This window comes from Nocardia sp. IBHARD005 (assembly GCF_052814245.1).
The window spans coordinates 2,668,747-2,682,339 of the sequence record NZ_CP199935.1 but is presented as its reverse complement, the minus strand read 5'-3'; the positions used below and the strand labels follow the sequence as shown (position 1 = coordinate 2,682,339).

The 13,593-nt window shown below is 65.2% G+C and carries 13 protein-coding genes and 1 pseudogene; 11 read left to right on the top strand and 3 right to left on the bottom strand.

Annotation, left to right across the window (positions count from 1 at the left end; all coding sequences use genetic code 11):
* Position 1 precedes the first annotated feature (1 nt).
* Positions 2-835, top strand: coding sequence for an immunity 49 family protein (locus ACTWPB_RS12545; protein WP_446225819.1), 834 nt, complete (start codon positions 2-4; stop codon positions 833-835).
* A 62-nt stretch (positions 836-897) separates the two neighbouring features.
* A complete protein-coding gene (locus tag ACTWPB_RS12540; RefSeq protein WP_446225818.1) occupies positions 898-1,686 on the top strand; it encodes a hypothetical protein in 789 nt (262 codons plus the stop codon).
* On the opposite strand, the pseudogene ACTWPB_RS12535 reads toward ACTWPB_RS12540, so the two are convergent.
* A pseudogene (locus ACTWPB_RS12535) lies at positions 1,676-1,990 on the bottom strand (DUF933 domain-containing protein); the annotation flags it as partial. The gene ACTWPB_RS12540 and the pseudogene ACTWPB_RS12535 overlap by 11 nt on opposite strands.
* A gap of 61 nt (positions 1,991-2,051) precedes the next feature.
* On the opposite strand from ACTWPB_RS12535, the gene ACTWPB_RS12530 reads away from it, so the two are divergent.
* Both ACTWPB_RS12530 and ACTWPB_RS12525 read left to right on the top strand, forming a co-directional pair.
* Positions 2,052-3,035, top strand: coding sequence for a type IV toxin-antitoxin system AbiEi family antitoxin (locus ACTWPB_RS12530; RefSeq protein WP_446225817.1), 984 nt, complete (start codon positions 2,052-2,054; stop codon positions 3,033-3,035).
* The gene (locus ACTWPB_RS12525) at positions 3,028-3,849 is read left to right on the top strand and encodes a hypothetical protein (protein ID WP_446225816.1); all 822 of its coding nucleotides are present in this window, start codon (positions 3,028-3,030) and stop codon (positions 3,847-3,849) included. Before ACTWPB_RS12530 ends, ACTWPB_RS12525 begins: the two co-directional genes overlap by 8 nt.
* A gap of 118 nt (positions 3,850-3,967) precedes the next feature.
* Here the strand turns inward: ACTWPB_RS12525 and ychF are convergent, their stop codons facing one another.
* Both ychF and ACTWPB_RS12515 read right to left on the bottom strand, forming a co-directional pair.
* Positions 3,968-5,047 carry a redox-regulated ATPase YchF gene (gene ychF / locus ACTWPB_RS12520; RefSeq protein WP_446225815.1) on the bottom strand — a complete coding sequence of 360 codons (1,080 nt, stop codon included), beginning with the start codon at positions 5,045-5,047 and terminating at the stop codon, positions 3,968-3,970.
* Positions 5,048-5,236: 189 nt separating this feature from the next.
* A complete protein-coding gene (locus tag ACTWPB_RS12515) occupies positions 5,237-6,154 on the bottom strand; it encodes a quinone oxidoreductase family protein (RefSeq protein WP_446225814.1) in 918 nt (305 codons plus the stop codon).
* A 280-nt stretch (positions 6,155-6,434) separates the two neighbouring features.
* Here ACTWPB_RS12515 and ACTWPB_RS12510 point away from each other — a divergent pair, with 280 nt between their 5' ends.
* From ACTWPB_RS12510 to yczE, 7 genes are all read left to right on the top strand, one after another.
* Entirely contained in the window at positions 6,435-7,277 is an 843-nt protein-coding gene (locus ACTWPB_RS12510; protein WP_446225813.1) for a helix-turn-helix domain-containing protein, read from the top strand.
* Positions 7,278-7,281: 4 nt separating this feature from the next.
* Entirely contained in the window at positions 7,282-7,692 is a 411-nt protein-coding gene (locus tag ACTWPB_RS12505; RefSeq protein ID WP_446225812.1) for a VOC family protein, read from the top strand.
* Between the two features lie 125 nt (positions 7,693-7,817).
* A complete protein-coding gene (locus tag ACTWPB_RS12500; protein WP_446225811.1) occupies positions 7,818-10,070 on the top strand; it encodes a carbon starvation CstA family protein in 2,253 nt (750 codons plus the stop codon).
* Positions 10,010-10,360, top strand: coding sequence for a YbdD/YjiX family protein (locus tag ACTWPB_RS12495; protein ID WP_446225810.1), 351 nt, complete (start codon positions 10,010-10,012; stop codon positions 10,358-10,360). Before ACTWPB_RS12500 ends, ACTWPB_RS12495 begins: the two co-directional genes overlap by 61 nt.
* Before the next feature lie 56 nt (positions 10,361-10,416).
* On the top strand, positions 10,417-12,135 hold the full coding sequence (locus ACTWPB_RS12490) for a DNA-3-methyladenine glycosylase 2 family protein (protein ID WP_446225809.1): 1,719 nt from the start codon (positions 10,417-10,419) through the stop codon (positions 12,133-12,135).
* On the top strand, positions 12,128-12,640 hold the full coding sequence (locus ACTWPB_RS12485) for a methylated-DNA--[protein]-cysteine S-methyltransferase (protein WP_446225808.1): 513 nt from the start codon (positions 12,128-12,130) through the stop codon (positions 12,638-12,640). Before ACTWPB_RS12490 ends, ACTWPB_RS12485 begins: the two co-directional genes overlap by 8 nt.
* Before the next feature lie 167 nt (positions 12,641-12,807).
* Entirely contained in the window at positions 12,808-13,461 is a 654-nt protein-coding gene (gene yczE, locus ACTWPB_RS12480; RefSeq protein ID WP_446225807.1) for a membrane protein YczE, read from the top strand.
* Positions 13,462-13,593 lie beyond the last annotated feature (132 nt).

The following is a 13,593-nucleotide window of genomic DNA, read 5'->3' as shown; positions in this document are numbered from 1 at the left end:
CGTGCGACTGCCGGACCCGGAGGGCAACGCCGCGGCCCTTCGCCAGAATTTGTCCAGATCTCTCGCTCGGCTAGCCGGAGCCACGCTGGAATTCAACACCACGTTCAACACGGCATCGACGAACGTTTCCGCGCAGCTGCTGATCGATCCCGCTGCCTCGGCGATCGAGACCTGGGAGTCGCTGGTTACCGCTATGCAGGTGGGATCCGCGATGTTCACTGTCGCGAACGCCCCTGCCGGAACGATGGTCGACTGCCGGATCGGGCACGAGGACTACTCGTTCCCGGCAACCGGACCCGCCTATTACACCAGCGCGGGAAATTGGCTGTCCGCTTTCTGGTACGCGATTATCTGCCGGGAGCAGAACCGCATCACTGAACTCGCGGCAGTGCCGCTGGAATTGCTTCGATCATCCGGTGGCGAATACGACGAATACATCTACGACTGGGTGAACACACTTCAAACATATTGGAACGAGTCCCCGCGAATAGCCGAGAAACTCACCGCCGCGCTGGAAGGTTCAAACCCGGAAATCGCCACGATGGCGGATCGTGAAACACTCGACTGCATTCTCTATCCGCCCATCAACCTCTTCTATCATTTCCTTCGCCAAGACCACGCCGGCTTCAACCAGGCCCTGGCCGAAGCATTGGAACTGCACCGGCTGTATTGGACTTCGGGTGACCGTGAAAGCTACTTCACCGGAAACCTCGCCCTTGGGCCATTGGCGATGACCTGCCTGGCCATCGACGCAGGATTCCCGATCGATGTGGAGTCCGAATACATTCCGTCGAGTTTCGTCAATCGAGAGTGGCTCGGGGCATTCCCTACCTGAGAAATCAGGCGTTCGAGGACGCAGGTGAGGAAACATAGGAACTCGACGAGGGAGCCGGTGGCTTGGATCATCTGGAAGAATTGCACCCGGGCTACCGGCAGCGTCTGCTACGAACATTCAGTCGGCTGAGCGTGACGCGTCCGGCGAAGCAGTGCCCTACCGACGCAGAACTGGCGCAGGCGCTCGCCACCCCGCTCGACGACGACTACGCGATCGTGATCATGTCGCCGGATTTTCCCGGTACGGCGACGGCCCTCGTCCTCGGGTACGTGTTCGCCGCCGCCCGCGACGATGTGGTGCTGACCGGCATCGACAGCGACGAATTGGATCGGCGCCTGTGCCTGCCACCCCCGAGGGTGAGCCCGAAGGTCGCTGCCTGGCCGCGGTCCGGTAATCCGTTTGCCCACGAAGAACCGGGTCCCGCACTGATGCTGGTCGACTGGCCCGTTGAGTTCGACCGAACTAGGACAGGCGATGTCATCGACCGTGCCGACGCGCTGATCATTGCGATGACACCCGATCGCGATTCCGCGGACGCCGCGGCAGACCTGGTCGACCACCTTGCCGCCCGGGTCAGGCAGGACCGCCTGCCCCAGCACGTGATCGTGGTGATCGCGCACCCCGAAGCGCGGCGTCCCGACATCGATATTCATGCCGCCCGCGACTTCTTCCATATGCACGGCGTCTGCCGGGTGGCCGAGATTCCCTACGATCCGCACTTGGCCGCCGACCCGTTGATCAACCCGGACCGGTTGGCGCCGCGAACGCTGGGAGTGTTCGGTGAACTCGCCTGCCATCTGGTCGGCGACTTCGACACTCATGCGCCTCAGGCGCAACGAATTACACGTTGAAGCGGAAGTCGCAGACGTCGCCGTCGTGCATGACGTATTCCTTGCCCTCCATGCGGACCTTGCCCGCCGCCTTGGCAGCCGCCTTGGAGCCCGCGTCGACCAAGTCGTCGAAAGCGACGAGTTCTACCTTGATGAAGCCGCGTTCGAAGTCGGTGTGGATGACGCCTGCGGCCTTGGGGGCGGTGTCGCCCTGGTGGATGGTCCAGGCTCGGGATTCCTTGGGGCCTGCGGTGAGGTAGGTCTGCAGGCCGAGGGTGTGGAAGCCGGCGCAGGCGAGGGCGTGCAGGCCGGGTTCGGGTTGGCCGGACCTTTGCCTCCGCGCGGCAACGTTCAATATTTCACAGTGTTCAGTTAAAATGAACGGTATGCCTGACCGAACGCGACATGAGGACATCGAACGCTCGCTGGCTCAGACACTTGCGGAGTACTCGATCGAACTGTCCGTGCAGCGCTGGACGTCGGAGCAAACGGCGATCGTCGATGTGTGCCGACATGGCTTCGAGACGGCCTATCGGATGGCTTGGTTGCCGCACGTAACCTTGTCGGAGCTAGCACGAATCGACCAGCAAGACCATACGCATCGGCTGCTGGTGACCGGACCACGGATCACCAGTCGCACGGCTGAGGCACTGGTCGCCGCAGACATCGATTACATCGACTACGCGGGAAATGTTCGCCTGGACTTCGGGCCAGTCCTCATAGATGTCCGCAGACGCTCTGGTCCAACCACGGTATCGAGCCATCGCGCCGCAGAGGCAAACCTGTTCAGCGGCAGACGGATGCAGGTCCTCTTTGTGCTACTAACCTGGCCGAACTCGGCGCAGATGCCGGTTCGCCGGATCGCTGAGGCCGCGGGGACTTCGGTAGGGATCACGCAGTCGACGCTCGAGATCATGAAAGATTCCGACTACCTGATCGGCAGGTCACTACACCGCCGCGATGAACTGATCGATCTATGGGCCGCCGCTTTCAGAGGCGCGCTACTGCCGAAGATCCGGAATCTCTCCTTCCGCGGAAATATCGACCGCTGGTCTGCGCCTGCCGGACACCTCGTGAGCGGAGAATCTTCCGTCGAAATCATCAGGCACCCACAGACACTCACTATCTACGCCGAGAACTTCGACCTTACGGAGGCCCTCCACAATCGCTGGCAAAAATCAGACGATCCGAATATCGAGATTCGCCAGAAATTCTGGGAAGCACCCGTATGGGCTACACCATCCGATGGACGCAGCATCTTCGTCAGGTCCGCGGCCCCTCCGCTGTTGGTTTATGCAGATCTTCTGGCCTCGAAGGAACCGCGGCAATCTGAAGTGGCGAGGAGCTTGAGGAAGGATCATCTTGTTTGACCTCGGCCGCATCGATCAAAGGTCCGTTGATCTGGTCGACAGTGTGGTGGTTGCGTTGATCTCAGGCGCCGAGACCAACGACACGTCGATCATGATCATCGGTGCGCAGTGTCGCGACTTGCTGCACACCGGATTCGGCCGCATCGACCCACTTCGCTCCACACACGACGTCGATGTCGCGATCGCCGTCGACGGCGACGCCGAATACCGACGGATTATCGCGGCGCACCCCCGGTCGGGAACCACTGACATCCGATTTTCGATCGCAGGAATTGCGGTCGATGTGGTGCCGTTCGGCGACATCGAAGATCCTGCCGGGACGACCTCCCTACCAGGCAGAAAGGAGGTCATTGATGTTTTCGGATTCCGCGAGGTCTTCACACATTCGATCGAATTGCGACTTCCGAGCGGCTATCAGGTACGGATTCCGACGCCAGCGGGTTACACCGCGCTGAAGTTGAAGGCTTGGTGCGATCGATCCGCCATCGGCGAGTACAAGGATGCCGAGGATATCGCAACAGTTTGCACCTGGTACCAGGGCGACGCTGACACCGCTGCATTACTCTACGAAGCACGCACCGATCTGCTGATCAGAGCTGAACTGGACGTCGATCTCGCCTCGCTGCACCTTCTCTGTGAAGAGGTCGCAAGCCTTCTCGGTCCCGTACGGCTCGCTGAACTCTCAGCAACATGGGACCAAACGGATCGAGACCTACTTGCCCATCACTTCGCGCGGCAACGGTCAAGAACACATCCCGATCTCGCGGCCGCGCAAAGGGCGATACTGGCGCTGAACTACCTACTGGTCAGCTGAGCGGCCAAGAGCATCAGAATGGTGCACAGAACGCCATCCTCTCGGAGAACGCCCCGGTGTCGCCTATGAAGCAATTCATGCGCCTGGGGCTCCTTCGATTGGCCTCAGGCACAACGAATCACACGTTGAAGCGGAAGTCGCAGACGTCGCCGTCGTGCATGACGTATTCCTTGCCCTCCATGCGGACCTTGCCCGCCGCCTTGGCAGCCGCCATGGAGCCCGCGTCGACCAAGTCGTCGAAAGCGACGAGTTCTACCTTGATGAAGCCGCGTTCGAAGTCGGTGTGGATGACGCCTGCGGCCTTGGGGGCGGTGTCGCCCTGGTGGATGGTCCAGGCTCGGGATTCCTTGGGGCCTGCGGTGAGGTAGGTCTGCAGGCCGAGGGTGTGGAAGCCGGCGCGGGCCAGGGCGTGCAGGCCCGGTTCGGTTTGGCCGATGGACTCGAGGAGTTCGAGGGCGGATTCGTCGTCGAGTTCGAGGAGTTCGGCTTCCACCTTGGCGTCGAGGAAGACCGCGTCGGCGGGGGCGACGGTGGCGCGCAGTTCGGCGAGCTTGGCCTCGTCGGTGAGAACGGATTCGTCGGCGTTGAAGACGTAGAGGAACGGCTTGATGGTGAGCAGGGAGAGCTCACGGAGCAGTTCGGCGTCGATCTTCTTGCCCGCGGCGAACAGGGTGGTGCCCTCGTTGAGGAACCCTTCGGCGGTCTTGGCCGCGTCGAGCAGGGGCTTGCGGTCCTTCTTGACCCTGGCTTCCTTCTCGAGACGCGGGATGGCCTTCTCGAGGGTCTGCAGGTCGGCGAGGATGAGCTCGGTTTCGATGACCTCGATGTCGGCGGCGGCGTCGACCCGGCCGTCGACGTGGATCACGTCGTCGTCGGCGAACACGCGCACGACCTGGCAGATCGCGTCGGCCTCACGGATGTTGGCGAGGAACTTGTTGCCGAGACCGGCACCTTCGGAGGCGCCCTTCACGATGCCCGCGATATCGACGAACGACACCACGGCGGGCACGATCTTCTCGGAACCGAAGATCTCGGCGAGCTTGTTCAGGCGCGGGTCGGGCAGCGGGACCACGCCGACGTTGGGCTCGATGGTCGCGAACGGGTAGTTCGCGGCCAGCACGTCGTTCTTGGTCAACGCGTTGAACAGCGTCGACTTTCCGACGTTGGGCAGGCCGACGATTCCGAGGGTGAGGCTCACGAGAAGAGGAGTCTACGTGGTGCTCACCGCACGTCGGTCAGCGCCCGCAGCTCCGTCGGACGCTCCGACCTGGACCAATGATCACCAGGCCCTGGTGGCAGTCGCCTCTCGGCCGATACCTACCTCAGGGCCTGGTGATCAACTGTCCAGCATGGTGCACCCGGCGACAGCGCTGGGTGCGGGTCGAGATCAGGGGACGAGGACGACCTTGCCCAGGTTGGCGCGCTGCTCGATGACCGCGTGGGCGGCGGCGGCATCGTCGAGCGCGAACTCGGCGTGCACGACCGGGTGCAGCAGGCCGGAGGCGTAGTACTGCCAGACCTCCTGGCGCAGGTCTTCGTAGCGCGCCGGGTCGCGCTGGGCGAGACGGCCGATCCGGAAACCGGTCAGGGACTTGCCACCGGCGAGGAGGTCTTCGGTGTCGATGAGGCCGCCGCCGGTGCCATAGGTGACCGCGCGACCACCCTCGGCGAGACCAGCGAGCGTGCCACCGAGGCCGGTGCCACCGACACCGTCGAGGGCGTAATCGGCCTGCTTGCCACAGTGCAGCTGGTCGTAGGTGAAGACCTCGTCGGCACCGAGCCCACGCACGAAATCGATCTTGGACTCGTCGGAGACCGCGCCGATCACCCAGCTCGCACCACGCACGCGGGCCAGCTGCACCGCGAGGTGGCCGACACCACCCGCGGCGGCGGTGACCAGGGCGGTTTCGCCCTCGCGAGGGGCGGCGGTGTCGAGCGCGCCGAGAGCGACGAGGCCGCTGCGCATCAACGCGACGGCGTCGACCGCCGAAGCGCCGTCGGGAATGGCCGAGACCTGGTCGATCGCGAGGACGACGTACTCGGCGTAGGCGTAGGTGGTGCACAGGCCGACGACGCGGTATCCGGCGCTGTAGCCGTCGACCCCGTCACCGACCGCGACGACCTCACCGGCCACCTCGGCACGCACCTGCTCGGCTTCGCCACTGATCCGCCGGATCGCCGAGAGGGTGACCCCGATCGCCTCGACCCGCACCAGCAGCTCACCGGCACCGGGCACCGGTACGTCGGCCGCGACGACCTCGAGCGCCTCCGAACCACTGCCGCGCTCGTATTGAACCCGCCGCATGACACCTCCTACAGATTTGAGCGAAGGCGCAACATTAACCGGCTGACCTCGCGTTTCCACAGGCCGTGAGCCCGCGAGTGCGAAATCTCACCGACTGTTCCGCCTCTCCGTGATCTCTAGCCAGACCCGAGCGCGTGGGGACGACCGTTGGCGACCGGCGGGTACATATCGGGCAAGTTGGCCCGTCCCCGGTGAGTTACCCATGTTCGCGCGTAACAGGGCGGTTGCCCGGCTGCAGACTCGTCAGCCAACAAGCGCGTTTCCGGCGTAGCGTTGCCGTATGGAGGCGACCACAGAGGTGGTGACCGCAGCCCCCGCGCCGGTTCTGGCCGCGTTCATCGACCGTTACGTGGGCTATCGCATGGTGGGGTTCGAGCCCGGCCTGCACCGCGGCCTGCCGTCACGGCACATGACCTTCATCGTCGCTGTCGGCCCGACGATCGATGTCGTCGAGCAGACCGACCCGCACCAAGCCCCCGGCAGCTACCGCTGCGTCTTGAGTGGCCTGCAGGCGAGTCCTGCGATGATCGCGCACACCGGTTTTCAAGAGGGCGTGGCGATCGAGCTGACCCCGCTGGGTTGCCGCGTGCTGTTCGGCATGCCCGCGAGCGAACTGTGGGATATCTCGATCGAATGTTCCCAAGCGCAAAGCACTCTCGGTGACCAGCTCGCTGATGCTGTGCAATCACAACAGGATTGGCCGAGCCGGTTCGCCGCGTGCGACAAAGCTCTCACCGCGGCGGCACGTACCGAAACTCTGGCCGGTCCCGAATTGACCTGGGCCTGGCGCGCTCTCGTGAAAACCGGCGGCACCTGCCCGATCAACCCGCTCGCCGATCGGATCGGCTGGACCCGCCAGCACCTGACCCGCAAGTTCACCGCCGAATTCGGCGCGAGCCCGAAACTGGCCGCGCGGATCATCCGGTTCGAGCGGGCCAGGCGCATGCTGACCAGCACCCCCTCCTACATCTCCATCGCCCAGATCGCGACCACCTGCGGCTACTACGACCAAGCCCACCTGAACCGCGACTTCGCCGAACTGGCGGGCATCGCCCCCACCGCCTGGCTCGCCGAGGAGATTCCATCTGTCCAAGACCCGAATGCCCTCGAAGCGCGAGGCTGAACACATGGACACTTCACCTGATACCCACGCCGTCATCTGGCCCTGCCTCGCCTTCGACGATGCCCGCGCCATGATCGGATTCCTCACCACCGCCTTCGGTTTCGAAGCAACCGCGGTCTACGCCAGGGACGACGACGACTCCATCGTCGAACACGGCGAACTGCGCTGGCCGGGCGGCGGCGGCATCATGTTCGGCTCCACCGGCCGCGACGACTCCCTCTTCGGCACCCGCCCGCCTGGCCTCGCCAACCTCTACCTGGTCACCGACAAGCCCGACGCGCTCTACGACCGGGCGAAAGCCGCGGGCGCGACGATCATCCGCGACCTGCGCGACGAGGACTACGGCTCGCGCGGTTTCAGCGCCGCCGACCCGGAAGGCAACCTCTGGAGTTTCGGAACGTACCGGGGCCAATGACCTTCTGAACAAAACTTCATTCTGCGCACGATCGTGTGCGAACCTCTCCGTCGCAGTTCTGCGATCGGCTACGTTGTCGATTGCTTCACCCGAGGCTCTGCGTGTTGTACAGGAGAGTTGAGTCAATGGCGACCATCGAATATCTGCGGACCGATCCGGACTTGCCGCCGGTCGGTGTCGTCGATCGCACGCCGATCACACCCGCGAAGAAGGCCGTGTTCGCGGGGATCGCCGTACTCGGCGCCATCGCGTGGACGATCATCGCGTTCGTGCGCGGCGAGTCGGTGAACGCGGTGTGGATCGTGATCGCGGCGGTCTGTACCTACATCATCGCCTACCGCTTCTACGCGCGGTTCATCGAGTGGAAGATCACCAAGCCACGCGACGACGTGGCCACGCCCGCCGAAATCTATGACAACGGCAAGGATTTCATGCCGATGGACCGGCGGGTGCTCTACGGGCACCACTTCGCCGCCATCGCGGGCGCGGGCCCGCTGGTGGGTCCGGTGCTGGCCGCGCAGATGGGTTATCTGCCCGGCACCATCTGGATCATCGTCGGCGTGGTGTTCGCCGGCGCGGTGCAGGACTACCTGGTGTTGTGGGCCTCGACCCGTCGACGCGGCCGCAGCCTCGGCCAGATGGCGCGAGACGAGCTCGGCGTGGTCGGCGGTGTCGCGGCGATCGTGGCGATTCTGGTGATCATGACGATCCTGCTCGCGGTGCTGGCATTGGTCGTGGTGAACGCGCTCGGCGAGAGCCCCTGGGGCGTGTTCTCCATCGCGATGACCGTCCCGATCGCCCTGTTCATGGGTGTTTACCTGCGGTATCTGCGCCCGGGTGCGGTCGGCGAGGTGTCCGCCATCGGCATCGTGTTGCTGCTGGCCGCGATCATCGGCGGCGGTTGGGTGTCCGAAACCGAGTGGGGCGCGGACTGGTTCACGCTTTCGCGGACCACCATCGCGTGGTGCCTGATCGCCTACGGCTTCATCGCCTCGGTGCTGCCGGTGTGGCTGCTGCTCGCCCCGCGTGACTACCTGTCGACGTTCATGAAGGTCGGCACGATCGTGTTGCTCGCGGTCGGCATCCTGATCACGATGCCGGTGCTGAAGGCACCCGCTGTCTCCGAATTCGCGCACACCGGTGCCGGTCCCGCGTTCGCGGGCAGCCTGTTCCCGTTCCTGTTCATCACCATCGCCTGCGGTGCGCTCTCGGGTTTCCACGCGCTGGTCTCCTCCGGCACGACACCGAAACTGCTGGCCAAGGAATCCAATGCCAGGATGATCGGCTACGGCGGCATGCTGATGGAGTCGTTCGTCGCGGTGATGGCGATCATCACCGCCTCGATCATCGACCAGCACCTGTACTTCGGCATGAACGCCGCGGCCGGGCTCACCGGTGGCACGGCGGAAGGCGCTGCCGAGTTCACGAATACGCTCGGCCTGTCCGGTCCGCCCGCGACGCCGGAATTGTTCGCCGACGCGGCCGCCGATGTGGGCGAGAATTCGATCGTCTCGCGCACCGGTGGCGCCCCGACCCTGGCGGTCGGCATCGCCGAGGTCTTCTCCGATTTCCTCGGCGGATCGTCGATGAAGGCGTTCTGGTACCACTTCGCGATCATGTTCGAGGCGCTGTTCATCCTCACCACCATCGACGCGGGCACTCGTGTCGCGCGCTTCCTGGTCTCGGACGCGCTGGGCAACTTCGGTGGCGGGTTCACGAAGTTCCGTGATCCGTCGTGGCGGATCGGCGCCTGGCTGTGCTCGCTGATCGTGGTCGCGGGCTGGGGTGGGGTGCTGCTGATGGGCGTCAACGATCCGTTCGGCGGCATCAACGCGCTGTATCCGCTGTTCGGCATCGCCAACCAGCTGCTCGCCGCGATCGCGCTGACCGTGGTGCTGACGATCATCGTCAAGCGCGGACAGTGGAAGTGGGCGTGGATTCCCGGTATTCCGCTGGCGTGGGATCTGCTGGTCACGATGACCGCGTCGTGGCAGAAGATCTTCTCCGACGATCCCAAGCTCGGTTACTGGAAGCAGCACAGCCTGTGCCAGGCCGCCAAGGACGCGGGCAAGGCGTGTCTGACGGCGAAGACACCGGAGCAGGTCGACATCGCGATCCGCAACACCTTCATCCAGGGCACGCTGTCGATCGTGTTCGCGGTGCTGGTCCTGATCGTCACCGTCGTCGGTGTGCTGGTGTGTGTGAAGGCGATCCGTACGGGCACGGTGACCAGCACCGAATCCGCGGAGCAGCCGTCGAAGATCTTCTCCCCCAGCGGTTTTGTCGCGACCTCGACGGAGAAGGACGTGCAGAAGGAATGGGATGTGCTCATCGCCGAGGGCAAGGTGAGCGCGCCCGGATCGGTGCACGTCTCTTGAATGTGAGTGTGGTCAGGGACGCGGACGGCCGGTTCAGTGGATCGGCCGTCCGCACTCCGGTGGCAGTGGTCGGCACCGCCGGTCCTGCTCGGGCGATGTTGCGGCGGGTCTGGGCGGCGGCTCGGGGGGTCGCCCGGTGGTACAGCGCGATCAACGGCGGCCTGGACTACGAGCGCTACGTCGACCACTTGCGCCGCAATCATCCGGGCGCTCCGGTGCCCTCGGTGCGTGACTACTGGCGCGAACGCTACGCCGAGGCCGAGCGAAATCCGGCCAATCGCTGCTGCTGACCCTGGTTCGGATACCTGGAGGATCGGTGGCCGATTTCCGCTAGCACCCCGCCGGGATGGGTGCCATTGTGGAACTCGTGACCATCACTGCTTTGGACTTCGAGGGCTGCTACCGGGCGGTCTCCACCCGTGACTCCCGCTTCGACGGGCAGTTCTTCACCGCGGTGCGCACCACCGGCATCTACTGCCGTCCGTCGTGCCCGGCGATCACGCCCAAGCGGGTCAATGTGTCGTTCCTGCCCACCGCGGCGGCCGCGCAGCAGGCCGGTTATCGCGCCTGCCGTCGGTGTCTGCCCGATGCCGCGCCCGGTTCACCGCTGTGGAATGTGCGGGCGGATCTGGCCGCACGGGCCATGCGGTTGATCGGCGACGGGGTGATCGAGCGCGGTGGGGTGCCCGGACTGGCCGCTACCTTGGGCTATTCGCAGCGTCAGCTCACCCGGGTGCTCACCACCGAACTCGGGGCCGGGCCGCTCGCGCTGGCCAGGGCGCATCGTGCGCATACCGCGCGACTGCTCATTCAGACCACCGAGATGCCGATGTCGGATATCGCGTTCGCGGCGGGGTTCGCGAGTATTCGGCAGTTCAACGACACGGTGCGCGAGGTGTTCGCGGTGAGTCCGACGACGATGCGGACCGAGTTGCGCCGATCGCCGCGCGCCGATGTCGTCGCGCCCGGCACGCCCGGTCTGCTCACCTTGCGGCTGCCCTATCGCGAGCCGCTCGACACCAACTGGCTGAGCTGGTTCCTGTCCGCGCACGCGGTGCCCGGGATGGAGCTGTGGGAAGACGGAATCTATACGCGGAGCCTGCGTACTCCACACGGCCACGCGACGATTCGGCTGTCGTTTCAGCCGGGTCATGTGCGGGCCGAGTTGGCGTTGCGGGATATGCGCGACCTCGCTCCGACCGTGGCGCGAGTGCGGCATCTGCTCGATCTGGACGCGGATCCGATGGGGATAGACAGTGCGCTCGGGATCGGCCGCGCGGCCCGCGGCGACGAGCGCGGTCTGGACGCGGACCCGATGGCGATCGATGACGCCCACGGAAACGGCCGGTCGACGGGAGCCATCGACAACGCGCGCGGTGACGACAACATCCGCACTATCGGTCACGGTGACATCGGTAACGGTTCCGGCGAAACAGGTTATGCCGCAACATATTCGGGTATCGCAGCAGCTGCTGAGGCGAGCGCGGGGCGCGGGTTCACGCCGGGAATTCGAGTGCCGGGGTGCCTCGAGGGCTCGGAGTTGTTGTTGTGCACCATGATCGGGCAACAGATCTCCGTGCGAGCGGCGGGGACCCATATCGCACGGCTGGCCGATGCCCTCGGCGAGCGGATCGACGGGCCGGTGGCGCGGCTGTTTCCGACGGCCGAGGCGGTCGCCGAGCACGGCGCCGAGGTGTTGACCGGGCCCGCACGCAGGGTAAACGCCATCGTGGCCGCGGCCCGCGCGATCGCCGACGGCGAACTGGTCCTGCACTCCGGCCGTACTGCCGCTGACCTGCGGCGCGACCTGCTCGCACTCGACGGGGTCGGGAAATGGACGGCCGACTACGTCACCATGCGATCGCTGGCCGATCCCGACATCCTGCTCGGCACCGACCTCGTCGTTCGCCAGGGTGCCGCGCGGGCGGGCATCGACCTCGACAACACCACCCGCTGGGCGCCGTGGCGCTCCTATCTGTCCATGCACTTGTGGAAGACCGCGCTCGAACATCGTGGCGCGCTTGTCCGTGAACCTGCCCTCCAGGAAGCGAAACACCATGACTGACACCGCTCTTCGTTGCGCCGATGTCGCGACCGTCCCCACGCCGATCGGCCCGTTCACCACCATCGTCGACAGCGACGGCGCCGTGCTCGCCTCGGGCTGGACCGGGGACCCGGCCACGCTGACCGGCCTCATCCACGCCACGTTGCGTCCGACCGCACTGCGGCAACGGGATTCGCTCGGTGCGGTCACCCAGGCCGTCATCGACTATCACGCGGGCGACCTCACCGCGATCGACGCGATTCCCGTGCGTCAACAGTCGGGCGAATTCCTGGTCCGTGCCTGGGAGGTTCTGCGCAAGGTGCCTGCCGGTGAGCCGGTCACCTATACCGAGTTCGCCGGGCTCTCCGGGCGTCCGGCGGCCACGCGGGCAGCGGCCAATGCCTGCGCTCGCAACTCCGCCGCCCTGTTCGTACCGTGCCATCGCGTGCTGCGGATCGGCGGAGCGCTCGGCGGGTTCCGGTGGGGGCTGGAAGCGAAGGCCTGGTTGCTCGCGCACGAGGGATGAGCACGCGCGGGGCGCTCGTGCCAGAGCGTCGGCTCCTCGCCCTCTTCGACGGTGGGAGCGGGAGCTCGGGCCTAGCGGTCTGCCGCACGAGCTATCGGCGAACCATCAGGCCACTGATGTTCGATTGGCTCTTTTTTCCACGTCCAGTAGGCCGGATTCTGTTACCTATGCTCACTCGTCGCTTGGTTGCGCTGTACGTCGGTTTGTGGTTGTACGGCACCTCGATGGCAGTGATGATCCGGGCGGGCCTCGGGCTCGACCCGTGGGATGTGTTCCATCAAGGGGTCGCGTCGCATGTGCCGTTGAGTTTCGGCGTGGTGACCGCGCTGACCGGAATCGCCGTTCTCCTCGCCTGGATTCCGTTGCGGCAGCGGCCGGGGCTCGGGACCATCAGCAATGTGGTGGTGATCGCGATCGCGGTCGACGCCGGGTTGTGGTTGATCCCGGCCGTGGACGGACTGTGGTTGCCGATACTGGCCATGGTCGCCGCGGTGGTGGTGAATGCCGCGGCGACGGTGCTCTATATCGGTGCGGGCATGGGTCCGGGACCGCGCGATGGACTGATGACTGGACTGGTAGCGCGGACCGGCTGGCCGGTCTGGTCTGTTCGGACCGGCATCGAGGTCTCGGTGCTGGCCACCGGCTGGTTCCTCGGCGGCAGCGTGGGAATCGGCACGCTGGTCTACGCCTTCGGGATCGGGCCGCTGGTCCAGCTGATGATCCCGTTCGTCGACGGCCGACTCCCCGGTTTCGCGCCGATGTCGCGCCAGGAAGCGGTACTGACCGTGGAACGTCCGCAAGCCCCCACCGCGCCTTGCTGAGCCGTTCGGGCAGAATACCGGCGAAATCGACAGTCGCCGTCACGATGCGCAGGCACCGGCATGTTCATCGTCATGCTCGCAGGGTGAACAGCTTCGTCGTCGCAGCTACCGGGCAGGGGACGACCGTGGTTG